Below are 21,182 nucleotides of genomic sequence, written 5' to 3'. Positions count from 1 at the left end.
CCATAGAGGACTTGTTGGGCAGTTGCTGAAGGCAGGGGGTAGGACATGGCTCGGCCAACCGAAGAGATCCTCGGGTCGGTGGTCTCCCTGTGGCGGTATCCGGTCAAGTCGATGCTGGGAGAGGAACTCAACGCCGCCGAGGTCGGTCAGCGCGGGGTGCTCGGCGATCGCGCTTACGCCCTGCTGGACCGCACGGACGGGAAGGTGGTCAGCGCGAAGAATCCGCGGAAGTGGCCGCGTTTGTTCGAGTTCCGCGCCGGATTCGCCGACCCGGTGCACCGCGGCCACCGGACGCCGCCGGTCCGCATCACCCTGCCGGACGGCACGCTGCTCACCAGTGAGCAGAAAGATGTGGACGAGTACCTCTCGCGCGTACTCGGCCGTGAGGTGACGCTCGAGGCCGCGGAACCGGGCCGACGAGAAGCCGTGGAATCCACCTTCCCGAACCCGTGGGCCCCCCGGGCCGAGGAGTATTGGCCCGACATGGAGGGCCTGGACTACCGGGACACCGTCACCGACTTCGACCTGCCTGAGGGAACGTTCTTCGACTGCGCCGTGGTGCACGTGTTGACCACGGCAACCCTCGACCGCTTGCGCGAACTTTATCCAGATGGTCGCTTCGAAGTCCGGCGTTTCCGGCCCAACGTCGTCGTGGAGACCCTCGCCGGTGTCAAGGACTTCACGGAGGATGCCTGGATCGGGCGCACCGTGCGGATCGGAGGCGACGGGGTACGCCTGGCCATCACGGGCCCCTGTCCGCGGTGCGTGATGACCACACTGCCACAGGCGGACCTGCCCAAGGATCGGGGCATCCTGCGCACCGCAGCCCGACACAACAACGTCAATGTAGGCGTGTACGCCTCCGTACTCCAAGGCGGCGAGATCCGCCGCAGTGACACCGTCAAGCTGGAGTGACCTCAGATAGTGAGCTCAACCACCCACCGGTGTCGCCTGTCCGTGGGCCGACGGTAGCCAACGACCAGAGGATTTAGCCTTCGCCTCATCCCACGGCCGCCTGCTCGCCACCGGACCGGATGCCCAGCGAGGGGACCGTCGGATGGTTCCGACGTTCACCATGAGATCGACCGACAGGTGGGTGTCCGGCCATGCTCCCACGGGCCGGCACCAGCGTGTGCCTTGCTCGCGGCAGCACGCGGTCAGCAGGCCGGACAGCAACCGAAGGGCTGAGCTGGACGGATCTGATCCCCAATGAAGCTTCATTGGGAATGACTCGTCTAGGCGGGGGAGCCGGTGTCGTCGGGGGCGTCGGGGGTCTCGTCCTCGCCGTTCTCGGCGAGGACGGGGGAGGCGTGGTGGGACCAGATCTTCCAGCCCGCGGGGGTACGCCGGTAGACGTTGGTGGCGACGACCAGCTGGCCGACCAGGGGGCTGAGCTCCTCGCCCGCCCTCGGGGCGGGACCGCCGCTGAGTATGTTCTCGGTGCAGGTCACCAGGGCGGTGTCGCCGGTGACGGAGACATGCACGTCGGTGAGGAAGAACTGGATGTAGTCGGTGTTCGCCATGATCAGGGCGTACGACCGGAGTACCTCGCCGCGGCCGGTGAGCACTGGCCAGCCGGGGTGCACGCAGGAGACCACACCGACGTCCGCCGGGTCGTGGTAGCCCTCGTCGACGCCCAGGTCGGCCGGGGTGAGCCAGAGTGACACCACCTCTTCGAAGTCACCCTGCTCGAGTGCCTCGTAGAAGGCGGCGTTGGTGGCCTCGACCTGCTCGACGTCGGTGTGAGGCGCGCTCACCGGGCTCCTTCTGCGCCGTGCGGGCCGGGTTCGGAGCGCGTGCCGTCCGGGGTGCGCGCCTGTTCGACGGCGCGTGCGACCCGTACGGCGTCCGCGGTGGCGCGCACCTCGTGCACGCGGACCGCCCAGGCGCCGCCCTGTGCGGCGAGGGCGGAGACGGCGGCGGTGGCCGCGTCGCGTTCCCGGGCGGGCGGGGGCGCGCCGTCGGGCCCGGCCAGGACCTGACCGAGGAACCGCTTGCGGGACGCGGCCACGAGCAGCGGGTGGCCGAGCGCCCGGAGGCGGTCGAGGTGGGCGAGGAGGGCGAGGTCGTGGTCGGTGTTCTTGGAGAAGCCGAGTCCCGGGTCGACGATCACGCGGTCGGCCGCGATGCCGCCCTCCAGCACCGCCTCCACGCGCGCGTGGAGCTCGTCGACGACCTCGGTGACGATGTCGTCGTACACGCCCTTGACGTTGCCGCCCTCCAGCAGGCCGCGCCAGTGCATGACGACGAAGGGGGCGTCGGCGGCGGCGACGACGCGGATCATGTCGGGGTCGGCGAGACCGCCGCTCACGTCGTTGACGAGCGCGGCGCCGGCCACGAGGGACTGCTCGGCGACCGAGGCGCGCATGGTGTCGACGGAGATCGTGACGCCCTCCGCGGCGAGGCCGCGGACCACGGGGATGACGCGCTTGAGTTCCTCGGCCTCGTCGACGCGGGTGGCGCCGGGGCGGGTGGACTCGCCGCCGACGTCTATCAGGTCAGCGCCCTGGGCAACCAGGTCGAGGCCGTGCTTGACGGCGGTCGTCGTGTCGAACCAGCGGCCACCGTCGGAGAAGGAGTCGGGGGTGACGTTCACCACGCCCATGACCGCGCAGCGGTCCCAGTGGGGGAGGCCCGCGACGTGGAGATGTCCGCTGCTGCTGCTCATATGTTCAGCGTATGCCCCGGGCGCGGCCCGGGAGCACCTGGACCCGGGGCCCCGGAGGGAAGCGGGGCCCGTGCCCCCTCCGATATTTCCTCATCGGTGCGGACGTCATCGGTGCGGACGGGCATCGCGTCCCGTGGTTCCGTGAGAGATCCCCGACGGGCCGAAAGGCCGTCGAGTGGGAGAAGGAAGGAAGGTGAGCGGATCTCGTCGACCGTCCCGGAAAGCGGTAACCCGCCCCTTGCCGTGAAAGTGATCTTGCATATTCGCGCGTCGGGTCTATTCACGGTTCGGCGGAGTTGTCTGACGCCTTGTGAAAGCCCTGGCGCGGCTTTGTTTTTACGGGGCGGGGCTCCCTCATTCGCCTACGCGCGGTAAGTTTCTGGCCATGCCACGTGGACGTCACCGCCATTCCCCGCCCCTGCACAGGATGCTGCCCCCGTCGGCGATCGCAGGCGTCTCTCTCGTCTGCGCCCTGGGGCCCTGGGTGTTCACACAACCGATGACGCTTCGCCTCCTGGCCGCCGCCGCGGCGGCCACGGCGATCGTCGGTGCGGTCGTCATGCGGCACTGGGACACCCTGGCCGGCAAGCAGGTCGCCGACCTCACGCGCGCGCGGGCCAGTGACGAGTGGCGGTTCGAGGAGCGGGTCGCCGAACTGGAGGCCGACCTCGACGAGTCGCGTGAGCTGCGCGCCAAGCTGGAGCAGCGGCTGCGCGTCAAGCGCGCGGAACTGGCCGGGCTGCGCAGCGAGCACGCGGCACTGCTTCGGCGGTACGCCGCCGCGCAGACCGAGCGGGCGAACGTTCTGGAGGAGCGCCGGGTGCTCGAGATCGAGGCGGCGGTCCCGGCCCGTGCCTTGCCTGTGGGGCCTTCGGCGCGGTCCGGTGACGAGACCGCCGGGACGGCGTCCGTGCCGGCGGCCAGGAGCGCGGACGGAACCGCGGTGGAGGAAAGGATCGGGGCGGCAGCGGTCGAGGCGGAGCCGACGGCTGCCGCGGTCTTCTCGCCCGAGGGATCCAAGCTGTTCCTGCGGGCCGGCGCGGCGCTGGCGCGGCTCGCCGCCGACAGTGAGGGCGAGGGCGACGAGGGTGAGGGCGACGACCGGCCCGCGCAGGACGTCCCCGATGCCGATGCCACTGACACGGAGGCCGACGACGCGCAGGGGAAGCACCACGGCACCCCCGAGGGCGACTTCCCCGAGGACGACGGCCCCGAGCCCACGAAGAAGCGGAAGCCGGAGCAGTCGCAGAAGGACGGGGCGGAGGAGCAGCCGGGGGCGGTCGGCGAGCACGAGCGCGCGGCCTCCTCCGGCCCGGACACCGACATCGCGCCCGAGGCGCCGTCCCAGCCCGAGCAGTTGGCCCCGCCCGGCCGCTCCGTGCAACCCCCCGGGCACTTCACCGTGCCGACCGCGGTCGCGGTCGTACCGCCGACGGAGCCCGCCCGACGCCCGGTGACCGACGGCGGGTTCGACTTCTTCGGTACGCAGAAGGCCGAGGAAGGCACCGGCCCCGAGAGCGTCCAGAACGAGGACCTGGCCGATGGCGTCGGCCAGGAGGCGCCGGCCCCGCACAAGGCCGAGGGCGATGCCGAGTTCGAGCCGACCGGCGAGGACGCACGGGCCGTCGGCCAGGTCATCGATCTGACGGCGCACGACGAGCCGGAAGAGGGCGGCGCGGGCGGCACGGCCGACGTGGCCGGCACCGAGGGACTGCGCAGCGCGGTCTCCTGAAGCACCGGTCAGGCGGACGGGGTCCCGCACGGACGACGTGGACGTGCGGGACCCCGTCCGTGCTTTCCGGGGTTCCGGGGTGCGGAGTCAGGCCATCCAGCGGTCCGGGCGGGCGTCCCGGCGACCGGTCCGGGAACGTTCCGCCTGGGCCCCCAGCAGCTCCGCCGCCTCGTCGGCGTCCCGGAGCCGGGCCACCACGGACTTGTTGGCCCCGGTGTCCACATGGACGTCCGCGACGCCCCGGGCGCGCTGCCAGGGCCCCTGGACCAGCCGTACGCTCTGCACCTTCGCGTGCGGCACCAGGGCGACGGTCCGGCTCAGTCGGCCGTGCCGCGCGGCGAACACGGTGTCGGTGACGGCGAGTCCGTAGCCGCGCCACCACACCGGCACGCACCAGCGGGCGCGCCGTGACGGCCGGGACAGTTCCGCGTGCGACGGCACGCCGACGCCGGGAAGCACGCGCGCGACGACGGACTCGGCGATCTCGCGCGGAGCGACCGGCAGCAGCAGGGAGTTGGAGGAGCCGGCCACGTCGAGTTCGACCCGCACCCAGCCCCGTCGCCGCCACAGCAGCGGCTCCACGATCCGCACGGTCTGCACCCGTCCCGGCGGCACCGTCTCGTGCGCCTGGTCCAGCAGCCCGTGGTCGATCCGCAGTCCGTCGGGCGACTCGCCCAGGGTCCAGTCGTACTCGGTGACGAACCGGCCGACGCTGCTCGCGCCCGCCGCGCCGAACAGCGGTACGGCGGCGACGAGGACCGTCCACAGACTGTGGGTGGCCATCCACAGCAGCGGCACCACGACGACGGCGCCGATCAGCCAGACCCAGGTCGCGCCGGTCAGCACGAGGGAGAGGGCGAGGACGCCGGGCGGCACGCGCAACAGCTGCCGGGACGGCGCCTCGCCGACCTCGTGCGCCGTCTCGGGTGCGAAACCCGCTGCCCGCGCGAGCAGTTCGGCGCGCAGCGCGCGGGCGTCGTCGGCACCCAGGAAGGCCAGTTCGTCCTTCTTGTCGGTGCCGACGACGTCGAGTTTGAGTTTTGACACGCCCGCGACCCGCGCGAGCAGCGGCTGGGTGACGTCGATGGCCTGGATCCGCTCCAGCCGGATGTGCGCGGTGCGGCGGAACAACAGCCCGGTGCGGATGCGCAGTTCGCTGTCGGTCACCGCGAAGTGGGTGAACCACCAAGTCAGGAAGCCGTAGAGGGCGGCGGCCGGGAGGAGGACGCCGAGACCGATCAGCAGGGTGGTCGTGGTCAGCCGGGTCAGCTGGCGCTGCGCCTGGTCCGGGTCGTGCAGCGCCCACCCGATGACGACCGCGACAGGCGCCCACGCCCGCCTGAGTGGCGTGACGGGGTGCAGCCTGCGCTCGAGCACCGGGCGCCGCTCGCGTACGTCCTGGTGGACCTCCGGGGTTGTCACAGCCCCGCCGATCGGGCCTCGCCCAGCTCTGTGAGCCGGTCGCGCAGCCGTTCCGCCTCGGCCGGGACGAGACCGGGGATGGTGGCGTCGGTCGCCGCGGCCGCCGTGTGCAGTTGCACGCTGGCCAGCCCGAAGTGCCGTTCGACGGGACCGGAGGTGACCTCCACCAGCTGCATCCGCCCGTACGGCACGATCGTCTCCCGGCGCCACAGGACGCCCCGGCTGATCAGCAGGTCGTCGGCGCGCTCGGCGTACCCCCAGGAGCGCCAGTTGCGTTCCAGCATCACCCAGCCCCAGGCCAGCACGGCCAGCGGCAGCGCGGCGAAGCCGGCCCAGCCGGGCCCGGCCAGCAGTCCCGGTACCAGCCCGGCGGCCAGGGCGAGCAATCCCAGCCACACCACGAGCATCAGCCGGCGCAGCTTCAACAGCCCCGGTGGCAGCGCGATCCACTCCGGCCCGTCGTCAGGGCTCACCGGCTCCACCGCTCCCGCCGCCGACGCGCCCGCCGCCGCGTCGGCGGGCCGCCGCGCCTCCGCTGTCCCCGTGTCGTGCGGGTTCCCCGTCTCCATGGCCCCAGCGTACGTAGGCCCCGGCGTGCGTAGGGGAGACTGTGGACATGACTCCTACGACGGAGACCACGGTCGGCATCGGCGGCGCCGCGGAGAGCACCGACATGGTGCTCAACATCGGACCCCAGCATCCGTCCACACACGGCGTGCTGCGGCTGAAGCTCGTCCTGGACGGCGAGCTCATCAACCGCGCGGAGCCCGTGATCGGCTATATGCACCGGGGCGCGGAGAAGCTGTTCGAGGCGCGCGACTACCGCCAGATCATCATGCTGGCCAACCGCCACGACTGGCTGTCGGCGTTCTCCAACGAGCTGGGCGTGGTCCTCGGGGTGGAGCGGATGCTCGGCATGGAGGTCCCCGAGCGCGCGGTGTGGCTGCGCACGCTGCTCGCGGAGCTGAACCGGGTGCTCAACCACCTGATGTTCCTCGGTTCCTATCCGCTGGAGCTCGGCGGCATCACGCCGATCTTCTACGCCTTCCGGGAGCGCGAGGAGCTTCAGCACGTCATGGAGGAGGTCTCCGGCGGTCGCATGCACTACATGTTCAACCGCGTGGGCGGTCTCAAGGAGGACCTTCCGGCGGGGTGGACCACACGTGCGCGTGCCGCCGTCGCCGACGTGCGCTCCCGCATGGACCGCTTCGACGACCTGGTGCTCGGCAACGAGATCTTCCGGGGCCGCACGCGCGGGGTGGGCGTCCTCTCCGCGGCGGCCGTGCACGCGTACGGCGTGAGCGGGCCGATCGCCCGTGCCTCGGGCGTCGACTTCGACCTGCGCCGCGACGAGCCGTACCTCGCCTACGGCGAACTGGGTGACGTCCTGAAGGTCGTGACCCGTGAGGAGGGCGACTGCCTCGCCCGCTTCGAGTGCCTCCTGGAGCAGACGTACAACGCCCTCGACCTCGCCGAGGCCTGTCTCGACCGGCTCGCCGACCTGCCGCCGGGACCGGTCAACCAGCGGCTCCCGAAGGTCCTCAAGGCGCCCGAGGGACACACGTACGCGTGGACCGAGAACCCGCTCGGCATCAACGGGTACTACCTGGTCAGCAAGGGTGAGAAGACGCCGTACCGGCTGAAGCTGCGCTCGGCGTCGTACAACAACATCCAGGCGCTCACCGAACTGCTGCCGGGGACGCTGGTCTCGGACATGGTGGCGATCCTGGGGTCGATGTTCTTCGTGGTGGGGGACATCGACAAGTAGGTCCGGGTCCGGTGGTCCGGCGGATGCCGGTCCGCGGGGGTCAGTCCGCGAGGACGTCCGGGATTCCCACGGGCTGCAGCAGCCACCCGAAGTCGCCGAGCCCGCCCGTCGCGAGGAGTTCGGCGGCCTGGGAGGCGCCCGCGAGGGCGCGTACGTAGCCGGAGGGGTCGACGGACGCCAGCGTGAGCGGGGGGCGCGCGCCCGTGAGGCCCAGGGAGCGCAGGGCCGCCCGCTGAGGGAGCAGGCGGGCGCCGGGGAGAGCGCAGGCCGCCGCGCAGGAGTCGAGGGCGACGTGCGCGGTGAGGTCGCACGACCCGTCCGGTACGGGTGTCGTCTCCCGCCCTTCCCGGAAACCCGTGAGGGTCCCGAACGGCGGTCGCGCGTCCGCCGAGTGCGCGTAGTCCGCGGCGACGGCGAGCCCCCGCTCGAGCGCCCCGACCGCCGACGTCCACGCCACGTCCCGGGACAACCCGATCTCCGCCCGCAGCCCCTCCCCGGCCGCTCCGGCCTCCGCTGCCGCCCCGTCCGCCGTGGGACGCCCGGCCGGCAACGGCCACCACCGGGCCAGCCACTCCGCCTCCGGGCCCGTGACCGGCGCCCCGAGCCGTTCCGTGCCGTCCTCCCGCACCAGGACCAGGCGCGGGACGCCCGCCGAGTCCACCTCGGCGACCTCCAGGGGTACGTTGTCCAGCCACTCGTTGGCGAACAGCAGCCCGGTGATCCGTTCCGGGGGCTCGGTCCGCCACTCGATCCGGCGGTCGAGTCCGCCGGGACGGCCGGCGAGTTCGACGGCGTGGGCACGCGCGCGTGCCGCCACATCGGCGGGCAGTGCGGCGAGGACGCCCGTGACCAGTTCGCCCCGGCCCGCCCCCATGTCCACGAAGTCGAGCACCGCGGGCCGCCCCAGCGCCTCGTCGACCCGGCACAACAGCCGGGCCACGGCCTCCGCGAACAGCGGTGAGGCGTGCACCGACGTACGGAAGTGCCCGGCAGGACCCTCCGGCCGGCGGTAGAAGCCGTCCGGCCCGTACAGGGCGGTCCGGGCCGCCGCCCGCCAGCCGCGCCAGCCATGCCGGTCGCCTTCCGCCTCCGCCGTCACCGGTGCCACCCGCTCGTCGCCGCCGCTGTCACGGGGCCAGGTTAAGCGCGCGGGTATGCCGGGCCTCCACCTTGCGGAGTACACGTGCCGACCGGGGATCGACCCTCCGGTTGACCCCTGCACGCATTTCGCTTCCCTACGCTGGATCACGTGCAGCGCCTCTATGATTTTCTCCGCAGACACCCGGCATGGGTCGACGGCTTCTGGGCCGTGGTGCTGTTCGGGACTTCGGTGCTGAGCGGAGCGGACGCGGAGAAGACCGAGGGGACACAGCTGCCGGCCCTCACCGTGCCGGTCATGCTGCTGCTGTCGCTGGTCGTGGCGCTGCGCCGGCGAATGCCGGAGCGGATGCTGATCCTGGCCGTCGTGGTGAGCGTGCTCCAGGTGGTCCTGGACGTGGCGACGATGCCCGCCGACTTCGCCCTGCTGGTGATCGTCTACACGGTCGCGACCGTGGGCGCCCGCTGGGCCTCCCGCCTGGCACTGGCCGCCGGCCTGTGCGCGGCTCCCGTGGCCCAGGCACGCTGGCCGTTCGAAGACGTGAGCACGGCGGGCAACATCGCCATGGTGATATTCCAGGCCGTGCCCTTCGCCCTCGCCTGGGTGCTCGGCGACTCCATGCGCACCCGGCGTGCCTACTTCGCGCAGCTGGAGGAGCGCGCCGCCCGGCTGGAGAGGGAGCGCGAGGCGCAGGCCAAGGTCGCGGTCGCCGCCGAACGCGCCCGCATCGCGCGTGAACTGCACGATGTCGTCGCCCACAACGTGTCGGTGATGGTGGTCCAGGCCGACGGCGCCGCCTACGTCCTCGACGCCGCGCCCGACCAGGCGAAGAAGGCCCTGGAGACCATCTCCTCCACCGGCCGCCAGGCCCTCGCCGAGATGCGCCGCCTGCTCGGCGTGCTGCGCACCGGCGAGCACCAGGAGGCCGGGGAGTACGTGCCGCAGCCGGACGTGCAGCAGATCGAGGACCTCGTCGAGCAGTGCCGGGCGTCCGGGCTGCCGGTGGACTTCAAGGTCGAGGGCACCGCGCGTCCGCTGCCCAGCGGCCTCGAACTCACCGCGTACCGCATCGTGCAGGAGGCGCTCACCAACACCCGCAAGCACGGCGGGCCCAACACGGGCGCCAGCGTGCGCCTGGTGTACTTCGACGACGGTCTCGGCCTGCTCGTCGAGGACGACGGCAAGGGCGCCCCGCACGAGCTGTACGAGGAGGGCGGCCTCGACGGCCAGGGCCACGGTCTGATCGGCATGCGCGAGCGGGTCGGTATGGTCGGCGGCACCCTGGACGCGGGTCCGCGGCCGGGCGGAGGATTCCGCATCAGTGCCCTGCTGCCGCTCAAACCCGGCCCCTGACACCCGGACGCTTGCGCACGCCCTTTGTTGATGCCTGTAACACCGGAACTGGAAGAGGACCCGATGGCGATCCGCGTGATGCTCGTCGACGACCAGGTGCTGCTGCGCACCGGGTTCCGGATGGTGCTCGACGCCCAGCCGGACATGGAGGTCGTGGCGGAGGCGGGCGACGGCGTGGAGGCCCTCCAGGTGCTGCGTGCCACCGCCGTCGACGTGGTGCTCATGGACGTCCGGATGCCGAAGCTGGACGGGGTGGAGACGACCCGCCGGATCTGCGCGGACGCCGACCCGCCGAGGGTGCTGATACTGACCACCTTCGACCTCGACGAGTACGCCTTCTCCGGGCTGAAGGCGGGCGCCTCCGGCTTCATGCTCAAGGACGTGCCCCCCGGCGAACTGCTCGCCGCGATCCGCGCGGTGCACAGCGGTGACGCCGTGGTCGCGCCGTCCACCACCCGCCGGCTCCTGGACCGCTTCGCACCCATGCTGCCGACCACCGCCGAGCAGCCCCGGCACAAGGCGCTGGAGCGGCTCACCGAGCGGGAGCGGGAGGTCATGGTGCTGGTCGCGCAGGGCCTGTCCAACGGCGAGATCGCGGCCCGGCTGGTGCTGTCGGAGGCGACGGTGAAGACGCATGTGGGCCGCATCCTGACCAAGCTGGGGCTGCGGGACCGGGTGCAGGTGGTGGTCCTCGCCTACGAGACGGGACTGGTACGGGCCGGCGGACACGGCTGACCGGTCACCCCGGCGTCGGTAAGGTCGGCGCATGCTGCTGTGGATCAACGGCCCTTTCGGGGGCGGTAAGACACAAACCGCGTACGAGATACACCGCCGTCTCCCGGGCAGCGTGATCTGCGACCCGGAACACGCCGGGTTCGGCCTGCGCCGCATGCTCCCGCCCGAACTGCGGGGGGACTTCCAGGATCTGACCTCCTGGCGGCAGGGTGTCGTCGAGGTCCTCGACCTCGCCCTGACCCGGCACGACGGCGTCGTGATCGCGCCGATGACGGTCACGGACTCCGGCTACTTCGCCGAGACGGTTGGCCGGCTGCGCGAACTCGGCCACGACGTACACCACTTCGCCCTCCTCGCCGAACGGGAGACGGTGCTGAGGCGGCTGCGCGAGCGCGGCCTCGGACGCCTCCTGCGCTCCACCGCCGGGAAGAACCCGGTCCCCCACCGGGAGAGTTGGGCCGTGCAGCAGCTCGACCACTGTCTGGAGCGGCTCGCCGAGCCGGAGTTCGCCGAGCATCTGTGGACGGACCGCACCACCGTGCCGAAGACGGCGGACCGCATCGCCGTACTGGCGGGGCTGGAGCTGCGCCCCCACCATGAGGGGTCACTGCGCACCCGGCTGCGGCAGGCGCGCGTCGGGCTCCGGCACATCCGCTTCGACTGAGAACCGGCCTCAAGGCCTGCCCGAGAGCCCTCAGCGCAGGATGCCCTCCAGGAAATCGCTGCCGAGTCGGGCCACGACCGTCACGTCCAGCTGGTGCAGCACGTACCGGCCACGGCGGCGCGTGGTGAGCAGGCCCGCCTTCTTCAGCACGCCCAGGTGCCGGGATATCTCCGGGGCCGTCATCCCGTGCGCCAGGGCCAGCTCGCTCGTGGTGTACGCGCTGCGGGCGAGATGGCGGCAGATGCGCATGCGGACGGGGTGGGACAGCGCGGTCATCCGCAGGGCCAGCTGCTCGACCGTCGGCGGGACGACGAACCCGGACGAGCCGACCGGGTACTGCAGCACCGGCTGCCAGCCGTACCGGTGCAGGACGATCAGGTGCGGCCGGCCCAGACTCGTCGGAATCAGCAGCAGACCGCCGTCGGCCGTCGTCGTACGGCCGTCGCCGAGCTTGTCGACCATGATCAGGCCGGCCGCCTCGTCGACGGTGACCGCCGGGGACACCGCGGCCAGTGCCTCGGGCAGCCCCTTGTGCCGCAGCAGGTCGGTCTTGTGACGGGCGTCGGCGGCGAGCTGGTGCCGCAGCCGGGACCAAGTCTCCGCGAAGAACGCCTCGTCGCAGTCGTGGAGGAACTGCCGCAGCCAGGCCCGGATCCGGGGCGGATCGGCCAGCAACTGCTCCGTGAACCGCAGTTGCCGGGGCCCCCGCGCGGCGGCCCGCTCCAGCGAACGGTGGCGCAGGCCCTCGTCCGTGAGCGGGCCGTTGGCCCCCGGGGTGTCGTAGGGGACCGCGCAGGTGAACTCCAGGGCGGCGTCCACGAACTGTTCGTCCGACAGCTTGTCCAGCAGGTCCAGCTCCTCGGCGAGGCCGGCGCCGGGGAGCGCGCTGCCGCCGGGGAGGCCCGCGCACGGCAGGAACAGGTCCGAGAACGTGGTACGCCACAGGAAGTCGGCCTCGCACATCCGGTCCGCCAGATGCGGGTCCAGGCGCGCGGTCACGCCCGTCACCCAGCCCTGGAGCCCGGGATGGTGGGCCGGCTCGGACAGCGCGTGCAGCGCCATGCCGAGCTCGGCCAGCGGAGAAGGGACGAAAGCGACCTTCCCCCAAGCTCTCGGCTTCCCTCGGGCAGGGGGCGCCCCCATCGGCTGCAGCCCCGCGATGTCGATCCGCACGCTCATGCCGTCATGGTGCCCCCGGCACTGACAACGCCGCCCCCGATTGACGCCCGCCGTCAATCGCCAGCCGGGCCACGAAGTCCGCGGCGGCGGTCCGCACGTCGTCGGGGGTCCACTCCAGGCCGGCCGCCCGCACGTACACCTCGGTGAGCGCCAGGCCGGGACCCTGCCGCTCCCAGCCGTTGGCGAACAGCATGGTTCCCGTCTCCCCGGCCGTGCGGATCGCCGCCTCCGCGAGGGCCTCCGCGTCGTACGGCAGCCATACCTGGAAGTCGTGGGTGTGCGGCACCCCGGGATGGACGCGGGACCACGGCACCCCGGCCGCAGCCAGTCCCTCGCGCAGCGCGGCGGCCACCACGCGCGCGTGGGTGACGTACCCCGGCAGCCGGGGCAGCTCCCGCTCCAGGCCGATCAGGGCCGACAACGCGGTCGGGAACTGCTGGAAGGCGGTGCCGCCGTACCGGTGCCGCCAGGCCTTCGCCTCCGCCACCAGCGTCGCGGGACCGGCGAGCGCCGCGCCGCCGAAGCCGTCGAGCGACTTGTAGAACGACACGTAGACGCTGTCCGCCAGGCCGGCGATCTCGTCCAGCGGCCGGCCGAAGTGGACGGCGCACTCCCACAGCCGGGCCCCGTCGAAGTGCACCACGGCCTCGCGTTCCCGCGCGGCGTCCACCACCTCGGTGAGCTCCTCCCAGGTGGGCAGCAGGAAACCGGCGTCCCGGAGGGGAAGTTCCAGCATCAGCGCGCCGAAGGGCTCCTCGAAGTCCCGCACCTCTGCGGCGGTCGGCAACCTGGGCTCGCTCGTCACCCGCACCGGACGCAACCCGGCGACCTGGCTGAACGCGTTCCGCTCATGGACCTCGGGGTGGCTGAGTCCGTGCAGGGCGACGACGGGGCTGCCGGTACGGCCCGCCCAGCAGCGCAGACCCACCTGCTGGGCCATCGTGCCGGTCGGGAAGAACGCGGCGGCCTCGGTGCCGAGGAGCCCGGCGACGCGTTCCTCCAGCGCCTCGACGACGCCGTCGCCGTACAGGTCGGACGCCTCGTCCAGGTCGTACCGGCCGTCCGCTTCCGCCAGCAGTGCCAGCCGTTCCCGGAGCGTGCCCAGGAACCCGGGGCGGGCGAGGACGCGTGGAGCACCACGGTAGGCGGCGACCCGCCGTTCGCGGAGCTCGCGGTGCCGCTCCCCGCCGGGCTCCCCTCCCGGCCTCTCTCCCCACTCCCCTCCGGTGCGCCGCTCGCCCTGTCCCGCCGTGCCGTTCCCCGCCGTATCGCCCATGGCCGGGATCATCCCCCGCGCGGCTGCGGGAGGGCACCCGCGTTTCCGTTCCGCGCGCAACGGCGCAACGGCAACGGCAAACCGAACACCCCGGCAACCGATCGCGTTAACATGACGAGAAATCGTCCGGTACCCCGAGCGGACTGGAACGGGAAGGCCGCCGTCGCGTGAACACAGCCCCACAGCCGGATCCCAGGGACCGCCCCGCGCGGCTCACCGTCGGCGTCGTCGGCGCCGGGCGCGTGGGCCCGGCCCTGGCCGCGTCCCTCCAACTCGCCGGACACCGCCCGGTGGCCGTCTCCGCCGTCTCCGCCGCGTCCAGGAGGCGCGCCGGGCAACTGCTCCCCGGCGTACCGGTGGTCGCGCCCGCCGAGGTGCTGGAGCGGGCCGAGCTGGTGCTGCTGACCGTCCCGGACGACGCGCTGCCCGAGCTGGTCTCCGGCCTCGCCGGCACGGGGGCGGTCCGACCGGGGCAACTCCTCGCGCACACCTCCGGGCGGTACGGGGCGAAGGTGCTGGACCCCGCCCTGCGGGCCGGGGCGCTGCCGCTGGCCCTGCACCCGGCGATGACGTTCACCGGTACCCCCCTGGACGTACAGCGGCTCGCCGGGTGCTCCTTCGGCGTGACGGCACCCGAGGAGCTGCGGCTGGCCGCCGAGGCGCTCGTGATCGAGATGGGCGGCGAGCCGGAGTGGATCGCCGAGGAGAACCGCCCGCTCTACCACGCGGCCCTCGCCCTGGGCGCCAACCACCTGGTCACCCTGGTCGCGCAGTCCCTGGAACTGTTGCGCACCGCCGGGGTCGAGGCACCCGACCGGATGCTCGGCCCGCTGCTCGGCGCGGCCCTGGACAACGCCCTGCGCTCCGGCGACGCGGCTCTCACCGGCCCCGTCGCGCGCGGCGACGCCGGCACCGTCTCCACGCACGTCGCCGAGTTGCGCCGGCACGCCCCGCAGGCCGTCGCCGGCGATCTGGCGATGGCCCGCGCGACCGCCGACCGCGCCCTCGCCCACGGCCTGCTGAAGCCGGAACTCGCCGAGGACCTGCTGGGGGTACTCGCCGACGGGACGACGGGCACCACCGGCGAAACGGGCACCACCGGCGAAGGCGAAGGGGAGTCCCGATGACCACCACCCTGCTGCGCACCGCCGGTGAACTGCACGCACGCGCGCGTACGGGCCGCCGTGCCGTGGTGATGACCATGGGCGCCCTGCACGAGGGCCACGCCACCCTGATCCGCGCCGCACGCGAGAGCGCGGGCGCCGACGGTGAGGTGGTGGTCACCGTCTTCGTCAACCCGCTGCAGTTCGGCGAGGGCGAGGACCTCGACCGGTACCCGCGCACCCTGGACGCCGACCTCGGCATCGCCGGACAGGCGGGCGCCGACGTTGTCTTCGCCCCGTCGGCCGACGAGGTCTACCCGGGCGGCGAACCCCAGGTCCGCATCAGCGCCGGCCCCATGGGCGAACGCCTGGAGGGTGCCGCCCGCCCCGGTCACTTCGACGGCATGCTCACCGTCGTCGCCAAACTGCTGCACCTCACCCGCCCCGACGTCGCCCTGTACGGCCAGAAGGACGCCCAGCAGCTCGCCCTGATCCGCCGCATGGTGCGCGACCTGAACTTCGGCGTCGACATCGTCGGTGTCCCCACCGTCCGCGAGGACGACGGGCTGGCCCTGTCCAGCCGCAACCGCTACCTCTCCGCCGCGGAGCGGCGCACCGCCCTCGCACTGTCCGGCGCGCTGTTCGCCGGCCGGGACCGGCACGCCGCGCAGGAGGCGCTGCGCGCGCGGGCCCGCGAAGTGCCCTCCACGCGCGCGCGTGCCGAGGCGCTCGGCGCGCTGGGCGAATCCCGCGCGGCGGCCGACGCGCACGCCGTCGCCACGGCGGCCGGCCCGGCGGCCGTCCGTGCCGCCGCCCGCCAGGTCCTCGACGCGGCCGCCCGCCTCACCCCGCCGCTCACACTGGACTACCTGGCCCTGGTCGACCCCTCGGACTTCACCGAGATCGGAGACCGCTTCACCGGCGAGGCCGTCCTCGCCGTGGCCGCCCGGGTCGGGACGACCCGCCTGATCGACAACATCCCCCTGACCTTCGGCACTCTCGGAGCCGCCTCGTGACCAGCACAGGCATACGACTGCACGCGCCCGCGCCCGGGTGGTCCATCGACGCGGACGTCGTGGTCGTCGGCTCCGGTGTCGCCGGACTGACCGCGGCGCTGCGCTGCGAGGCCGCCGGGCTGGCCACCGTCGTCGTCACCAAGGCCCGTCTCGACGACGGCTCCACCCGCTGGGCACAGGGCGGCATCGCCGCGGCCCTCGGCGACGGCGACACCCCCGAGCAGCACCGGGACGACACCCTGGTGGCCGGCGCGGGCCTGTGCGACGAGGAAGCGGTCCGCATCCTCGTCACTGAGGGACCCGACGCCGTACGCCGTCTCATCGCCACCGGCGCACACTTCGACGAGTCCTCCGAGGGCAGCCTGGCGCTCACCCGCGAGGGCGGCCACCACCGCCGGCGCATCGCGCACGCGGGTGGGGACGCCACCGGAGCGGAGATCTCCCGCGCGCTCGTCGAGGCCGTACGCGCGCGTGGTGTGCGCACGATCGAGAACGCGCTCGTCCTGGACCTGCTGACGGACGCCGAGGGCCGCACCGCGGGTGTGACCCTGCACGTCATGGGGGAGGGCCAGCACGACGGCGTGGGGGCCGTGCACGCCCCCGCGGTGGTGCTCGCGACCGGCGGCATGGGCCAGGTGTTCAGCGCGACCACGAACCCCTCCGTCTCCACCGGCGACGGTGTGGCGCTGGCCCTCCGCGCGGGTGCCGAGGTCAGCGACCTCGAGTTCGTCCAGTTCCACCCGACCGTCCTGTTCCTCGGCCCCGACGCGGAGGGCCAGCAGCCCCTGGTCTCCGAGGCGGTACGCGGCGAGGGCGCCCACCTGGTCGACGCCGACGGCGTGCGCTTCATGGCCGGGCAGCACGAGCTCGCCGAACTCGCCCCGCGCGACATCGTCGCCAAGGGCATCATGCGCCGGATGCGGGAGCGGGACGCCGAGCACATGTACCTCGACGCCCGCCACTTCGGCGCCGAGATGTGGGAGCACCGCTTCCCGACGATCCTCGCCGCCTGCCGCGCCCACGGAATCGACCCGGTCACCGAGCCCGTTCCGGTGGCCCCGGCCGCCCACTACGCCTCCGGCGGCGTCCGCACCGACTCCCGGGGCCGCACCACCGTCCCCGGTTTGTACGCGTGCGGGGAGGTCGCCTGCACCGGCGTGCACGGCGCCAACCGGCTCGCCTCCAACTCCCTCCTGGAGGGCCTGGTCTACGCCGAGCGCATCGCCGCGGACATCGCCGCGAGCCGGACCGGGAACACCCTCCACACGCGCGTGCCCCAAGCCCTCCCGCAGGCCGACCGCCCCGGGCACCCCCTGCTCCCCCCGGAGGCCCGCTTCACCATCCAGCGGCTCATGACCCGGGGAGCCGGTGTGCTGCGCTCCGCCGGCTCGCTCGCCCAGGCCGCCGACGGGCTCCAGCGGCTGCACGCCGACGCCCGCGACGCCCTCGACGAGAACGGCAAGACCGCCGAGCCCGGCGTCGACACCTGGGAGGCCACCAACCTCCTGTGCGTGGCCCGCGTCCTGGTCGCCGCCGCGCGGCAGCGCGAGGAGACCCGCGGTTGCCACTGGCGCGAGGACCGGCCCGAGCGCGACGACGCCGCCTGGCGCCGGCACATCGTCGTACGGCTGAATCCGGACCGCACGCTGGCGGCGCACACCACCGACGCCACGGACTTCCCCCCGACCCTCCCCCTTCAGGCCCCCCAGGAGCAGTGACTGCAGTGACCACCCCAGATCTCCCCCTCGCCCCGTCCGGTGGCTGCGGCGACGGCTGCGCCTGCGGCGCGGACTCCGACGAGTCCTTCGACGACTACATGGAGTGCGGCCTCGACCCCGCACTCGCCCAGCTCCTGGCCGACGCCGGTCTGGACCCGGTGGAGGTCGAGGACATCGCCCATGTCGCCATCCAGGAGGACCTGGCCAACGGCGTGGACGTGACGACGGTCGCGACCATCCCGGAGGACGCCGTCGCCACCGCCGACTTCACCGCGCGGGAAGCGGGCGTCGTGGCGGGCCTGAGGATCGCCGAGGCCGTCATGTCGGTGGTCTGCACGGCGGAGTTCGAGGTCGAACGGCACGTGGAGGACGGCGACCGGGTGGACGCCGGCGACAAGCTGCTCTCCGTCACCGCCCGCACCCGGGACCTCCTCACGGCGGAACGCAGCGCCCTGAACCTCCTGTGCCGTCTGTCGGGCGTCGCGACGGCCACGCGCGCGTGGGCGGACGTCCTGGAAGGCACCCGGGCCGAGGTCCGCGACACCCGCAAGACCACCCCGGGCCTGCGCTCCCTGGAGAAGTTCGCCGTGCGCTGCGGCGGCGGTGTCAACCACCGCATGTCGCTCTCCGACGCGGCCCTGGTCAAGGACAACCACGTCATCGCCGCGGGCGGCGTCGCCCAGGCCTTCCAGGCGGTCCGGGAACGCTTCCCCGACGTACCGATCGAGGTCGAGGTCGACACCCTGCACCAGCTCCGTGAGGTCGTGGACGCCGGCGCCGACCTGATCCTGCTGGACAACTTCACGCCCGGCGAGTGCGAGGAGGCCGTGGCCGTCGTCGCCGGCCGGGCCGCGCTGGAGGCGTCCGGCCGGCTCACCCTCGGCAACGCCAAGGCGTACGCCGACACGGGAGTCGACTACCTCGCCGTGGGAGCCCTCACCCACTCCTCGCCGATCCTGGACATCGGCCTGGACCTGCGGGCAGCGGAATAGGGGCCGGCCATGCTGCTGACGATCGACGTGGGCAACACGCACACCGTCCTGGGTCTGTTCGACGGCGAGGACATCGTCGAACACTGGCGGATCTCCACCGACCCGCGCCGCACGGCCGACGAGCTCGCGGTCCTGCTCCAGGGCCTGATGGGCACGCACCCCCTGCTCGGCGACGAACTGGGTGACGGCATCGACGGCATCGCCATCTGCGCGACGGTCCCCTCCGTCCTGCACGAACTCCGTGAGGTGACCCGCCGCTACTACGGCGACGTTCCCGCGATCCTGGTCGAGCCGGGCGTGAAGACGGGCGTGCCGATCCAGTTCGACAACCCCAAGGAGGTCGGCGCCGACCGCATCATCAACGCGGTCGCGGCGAACGAGCTGTACGGTGGCCCGGCGATCGTCGTCGATTTCGGCACCGCCACCACCTTCGACGCGATCTCGACGCGCGGGGAGTATGTCGGCGGGGTCATCGCCCCCGGCATCGAGATCTCGGTGGAGGCCCTTGGGGTCAAGGCCGCGCAGCTGCGCAAGATCGAGGTGGTGCGGCCCCGGAGCGTGATCGGCAAGAACACGGTCGAGGCGATGCAGTCCGGCATCGTCTACGGCTTCGCCGGCCAGGTGGACGGCGTGGCCCGCCGGATGGCCCGCGAGCTCTCCGACGACCCCGACGAGGTGACCGTCATCGCGACGGGCGGACTGGCGCCGATGGTCCTGGGCGAGAGCGCGGTCATCGACGAGCACGAGCCCTGGCTGACCCTCATCGGCCTGCGCCTGGTCTACGAACGGAACGTGTCGCGGATGTAGAACGCCTTCCACCCGGGTGGACCCCCACGCCACACCCATCCGCTATGCGGATTTTGTCCGATTAGCGCGTATCGTCACGGCATGCCCACGCCCTACGGATCGCGCGGCGGCATGGTGTTCGGCGCGGAGGAACTGCGTGTGCTCCGCCGTGCCCTCGCCCTCGCCCTGCACCCCACGTCCGCCTCGGCCGAAGACGTCCAGGACTGCCTCCGCCTCGCCGGCTCCCTCGACGAGGCGACGCGGGAGAGCGCCAGGCTGCGCGCCTTCCTGGTGGCCGACCTCGGTCGCTACCGCGCCGCTCTCCCCGGCACCGTCGCCGGCTATCTCGTGCTGTTGGAGGAGGCGCTGGGCGCCGGATACCGCCCCGACCCCGACGATCTCGCCGCGCTCCGGGCGCTGCGCGGCAACCCCGCCGCGGCCGCCCTGCTGGATCGCTGTCGGCTCCTCGCCGAGCAGGACGTACGCGCCCGCCTCGCCGGCCGTACGGTCCCTGCCGCTCCCTCCCTGCCCGTCGTCCCCGCCTTCCGCACCCGCCTCCTCGCCCTGCCGGGCGGCCAGGCCCGGCAGGGCGAGGAGTCCGAGAAGGAGCCGGAGCGCGAGCCGTCCGCCCCGCGGCCCGAGCCCGCGCCGGACCCGGCCCCCGGCGCGCCGAAGCCCGGCCGCCCCGTTCCCACCCCGGGCGAGGTCTTCCCCCGCCGCAAGCCCGCCCCGCCCCCGTCGGGCCGGCGGCTGGCCGCGGGCTGAAGCACCCGCCGCACCGCGCCCACCCCCGCCCGGTCGTCCGTCGCGCCCTGGCTACCCTGGACCCATGGAATACGTCGCCGCGCTGCTGCCCTCGGCCGTCATGGCCGCCCTCTTCATCGCTGTGATCCGGGTGATCGTGAAGACCCAGGGCGGCGCCAACAAGGCCAAGGAAGACGCCGCCGTGGACGCGGCCCTCGCGCGCGCGGAGGGTGCCCAGCAGCCCTCCGCCCGGGCCGACGGCTGACCGGGGCACGGAAGTACGGGAGCCGGCCCGGGCGTACGGCTCGAGCGTGGTCGAGTACGGGCCGTACGCCCTTTTTGTTCATGTTTGCCGATGTTCGAGAACGTCCAGTAAGCGGCGGGCGGTCTTTCCCACTATTGTGCTGAGTTGTGCCCCGCCCATTGGGAGAACTCGAAGACGCGGTCATGACGCGGGTGTGGAAGTGGAACCGCCCGGTGACCGTTCGGGAAGTCCTGGAAGATCTACAGCAGGAACGGTCCATCGCGTACACCACGGTGATGACCGTTCTGGACAATCTCCATCAGAAGGGCTGGGTGCGCCGCGAGGCGGAAGGCCGGGCCTATCGATATGAGGCGGTCTCCACCCGCGCCGCCTACGCCGCCGCGCTGATGAACGAGGCATGGTCGCAGAGCGACAACGCCGCCGCCGCACTCGTCGCCTTCTTCGGCATGATGAGCGAGGAACAGCGTCAGTCCCTCAGGGACGCGATACGCGTCGCAGGGCTGCCGGAAACCCCGGAACGACCCCGGCGGGCCGAACATCCCGGATCCGGTGGACAGCCTCGCCCCGGTGAACAACCCGGATCCGCGCACCGACCCGGCCCCACGGAACCTCCCGCCGAGAACCCCGCCTCCGCAGAGGGCCGAGACGAGCGATAGCGTCCG

Annotated in this window: 21 protein-coding genes; 14 read left to right on the top strand and 7 right to left on the bottom strand. The window is 72.8% G+C overall.

Annotated elements, in window-relative coordinates:
* Positions 1-45: 45 nt before the first annotated feature.
* The gene (locus WJ438_RS18385) at positions 46-915 is read left to right on the top strand and encodes an MOSC domain-containing protein (protein WP_406726218.1); all 870 of its coding nucleotides are present in this window, start codon (positions 46-48) and stop codon (positions 913-915) included.
* Between the two features lie 320 nt (positions 916-1,235).
* Here the strand turns inward: WJ438_RS18385 and WJ438_RS18380 are convergent, their stop codons facing one another.
* Positions 1,236-1,757, bottom strand: coding sequence for a nuclear transport factor 2 family protein (locus WJ438_RS18380; protein ID WP_406726217.1), 522 nt, complete (start codon positions 1,755-1,757; stop codon positions 1,236-1,238).
* Positions 1,754-2,668, bottom strand: a complete 915-nt coding sequence (folP, locus tag WJ438_RS18375; RefSeq protein WP_406726216.1) for a dihydropteroate synthase — start codon at positions 2,666-2,668, stop codon at positions 1,754-1,756. Before folP ends, WJ438_RS18380 begins: the two co-directional genes overlap by 4 nt.
* 427 nt (positions 2,669-3,095) lie before the next feature.
* Between folP and WJ438_RS18370 the strand changes: the two genes are divergently transcribed.
* Positions 3,096-4,400 (top strand): hypothetical protein, encoded by a 1,305-nt coding sequence (locus WJ438_RS18370; RefSeq protein ID WP_406726215.1) that lies wholly within the window; start codon positions 3,096-3,098, stop codon positions 4,398-4,400.
* An 87-nt stretch (positions 4,401-4,487) separates the two neighbouring features.
* On the opposite strand, the gene WJ438_RS18365 is transcribed toward WJ438_RS18370, so the two are convergent.
* Together WJ438_RS18365 and WJ438_RS18360 are read right to left on the bottom strand one after the other, a co-directional pair.
* Positions 4,488-5,822 carry a PH domain-containing protein gene (locus WJ438_RS18365; RefSeq protein WP_406726214.1) on the bottom strand — a complete coding sequence of 445 codons (1,335 nt, stop codon included), beginning with the start codon at positions 5,820-5,822 and terminating at the stop codon, positions 4,488-4,490.
* The gene (locus tag WJ438_RS18360; protein ID WP_406726213.1) at positions 5,819-6,391 is read right to left on the bottom strand and encodes a PH domain-containing protein; all 573 of its coding nucleotides are present in this window, start codon (positions 6,389-6,391) and stop codon (positions 5,819-5,821) included. The genes WJ438_RS18365 and WJ438_RS18360 overlap by 4 nt, the downstream gene beginning before the upstream one ends.
* A gap of 47 nt (positions 6,392-6,438) precedes the next feature.
* Between WJ438_RS18360 and WJ438_RS18355 the strand changes: the two genes are divergently transcribed.
* On the top strand, positions 6,439-7,590 hold the full coding sequence (locus tag WJ438_RS18355) for an NADH-quinone oxidoreductase subunit D (RefSeq protein ID WP_406726212.1): 1,152 nt from the start codon (positions 6,439-6,441) through the stop codon (positions 7,588-7,590).
* A 40-nt stretch (positions 7,591-7,630) separates the two neighbouring features.
* Here the strand turns inward: WJ438_RS18355 and WJ438_RS18350 are convergent, their stop codons facing one another.
* The gene (locus tag WJ438_RS18350) at positions 7,631-8,689 is read right to left on the bottom strand and encodes an SAM-dependent methyltransferase (RefSeq protein ID WP_406726211.1); all 1,059 of its coding nucleotides are present in this window, start codon (positions 8,687-8,689) and stop codon (positions 7,631-7,633) included.
* A 150-nt stretch (positions 8,690-8,839) separates the two neighbouring features.
* Here WJ438_RS18350 and WJ438_RS18345 point away from each other — a divergent pair, with 150 nt between their 5' ends.
* The 3 genes from WJ438_RS18345 to WJ438_RS18335 all read left to right on the top strand — a co-directional run bounded on the left by WJ438_RS18345 (position 8,840) and on the right by WJ438_RS18335 (position 11,441).
* Complete coding sequence (locus WJ438_RS18345) at positions 8,840-10,042, top strand: sensor histidine kinase (protein ID WP_406726210.1); 1,203 nt, start codon at positions 8,840-8,842, stop codon at positions 10,040-10,042.
* A gap of 63 nt (positions 10,043-10,105) precedes the next feature.
* A complete protein-coding gene (locus WJ438_RS18340; protein ID WP_406729726.1) occupies positions 10,106-10,777 on the top strand; it encodes a response regulator in 672 nt (223 codons plus the stop codon).
* Positions 10,778-10,808: 31 nt separating this feature from the next.
* Complete coding sequence (locus WJ438_RS18335; RefSeq protein WP_406726209.1) at positions 10,809-11,441, top strand: AAA family ATPase; 633 nt, start codon at positions 10,809-10,811, stop codon at positions 11,439-11,441.
* Positions 11,442-11,471: 30 nt separating this feature from the next.
* On the opposite strand, the gene WJ438_RS18330 is transcribed toward WJ438_RS18335, so the two are convergent.
* Both WJ438_RS18330 and WJ438_RS18325 read right to left on the bottom strand, forming a co-directional pair.
* Positions 11,472-12,620 (bottom strand): DUF5937 family protein, encoded by a 1,149-nt coding sequence (locus WJ438_RS18330; protein WP_406726208.1) that lies wholly within the window; start codon positions 12,618-12,620, stop codon positions 11,472-11,474.
* Positions 12,621-12,624: 4 nt separating this feature from the next.
* Positions 12,625-13,896 (bottom strand): threonine aldolase family protein, encoded by a 1,272-nt coding sequence (locus tag WJ438_RS18325; RefSeq protein WP_406726207.1) that lies wholly within the window; start codon positions 13,894-13,896, stop codon positions 12,625-12,627.
* 167 nt (positions 13,897-14,063) lie between these two features.
* Between WJ438_RS18325 and WJ438_RS18320 the strand changes: the two genes are divergently transcribed.
* From WJ438_RS18320 to WJ438_RS18285, 8 genes are all read left to right on the top strand, one after another.
* The gene (locus WJ438_RS18320) at positions 14,064-15,023 is read left to right on the top strand and encodes a Rossmann-like and DUF2520 domain-containing protein (protein WP_406726206.1); all 960 of its coding nucleotides are present in this window, start codon (positions 14,064-14,066) and stop codon (positions 15,021-15,023) included.
* Complete coding sequence (gene panC, locus WJ438_RS18315) at positions 15,020-16,015, top strand: pantoate--beta-alanine ligase (protein WP_406726205.1); 996 nt, start codon at positions 15,020-15,022, stop codon at positions 16,013-16,015. The genes WJ438_RS18320 and panC overlap by 4 nt, the downstream gene beginning before the upstream one ends.
* Positions 16,012-17,733, top strand: coding sequence for an L-aspartate oxidase (locus tag WJ438_RS18310; protein ID WP_406726204.1), 1,722 nt, complete (start codon positions 16,012-16,014; stop codon positions 17,731-17,733). The genes panC and WJ438_RS18310 overlap by 4 nt, the downstream gene beginning before the upstream one ends.
* Before the next feature lie 5 nt (positions 17,734-17,738).
* Positions 17,739-18,725 (top strand): carboxylating nicotinate-nucleotide diphosphorylase, encoded by a 987-nt coding sequence (gene nadC, locus WJ438_RS18305; RefSeq protein ID WP_406726203.1) that lies wholly within the window; start codon positions 17,739-17,741, stop codon positions 18,723-18,725.
* 9 nt (positions 18,726-18,734) lie between these two features.
* The gene (locus tag WJ438_RS18300; protein WP_406726202.1) at positions 18,735-19,532 is read left to right on the top strand and encodes a type III pantothenate kinase; all 798 of its coding nucleotides are present in this window, start codon (positions 18,735-18,737) and stop codon (positions 19,530-19,532) included.
* A 111-nt stretch (positions 19,533-19,643) separates the two neighbouring features.
* Complete coding sequence (locus WJ438_RS18295) at positions 19,644-20,276, top strand: hypothetical protein (protein ID WP_406729725.1); 633 nt, start codon at positions 19,644-19,646, stop codon at positions 20,274-20,276.
* Positions 20,277-20,340: 64 nt separating this feature from the next.
* A complete protein-coding gene (locus WJ438_RS18290) occupies positions 20,341-20,520 on the top strand; it encodes a hypothetical protein (RefSeq protein ID WP_406726201.1) in 180 nt (59 codons plus the stop codon).
* Positions 20,521-20,666: 146 nt separating this feature from the next.
* Complete coding sequence (locus tag WJ438_RS18285; RefSeq protein WP_406726200.1) at positions 20,667-21,176, top strand: BlaI/MecI/CopY family transcriptional regulator; 510 nt, start codon at positions 20,667-20,669, stop codon at positions 21,174-21,176.
* The last annotated feature ends 6 nt before the right edge of the window (positions 21,177-21,182 follow it).

This window comes from Streptomyces sp. GD-15H (assembly GCF_045291515.1).
Taxonomy (GTDB): domain Bacteria; phylum Actinomycetota; class Actinomycetes; order Streptomycetales; family Streptomycetaceae; genus Streptomyces.
The sequence above is the reverse complement of the archived record's forward strand: the minus strand, read 5'-3'. Positions and strand labels throughout refer to the sequence as shown.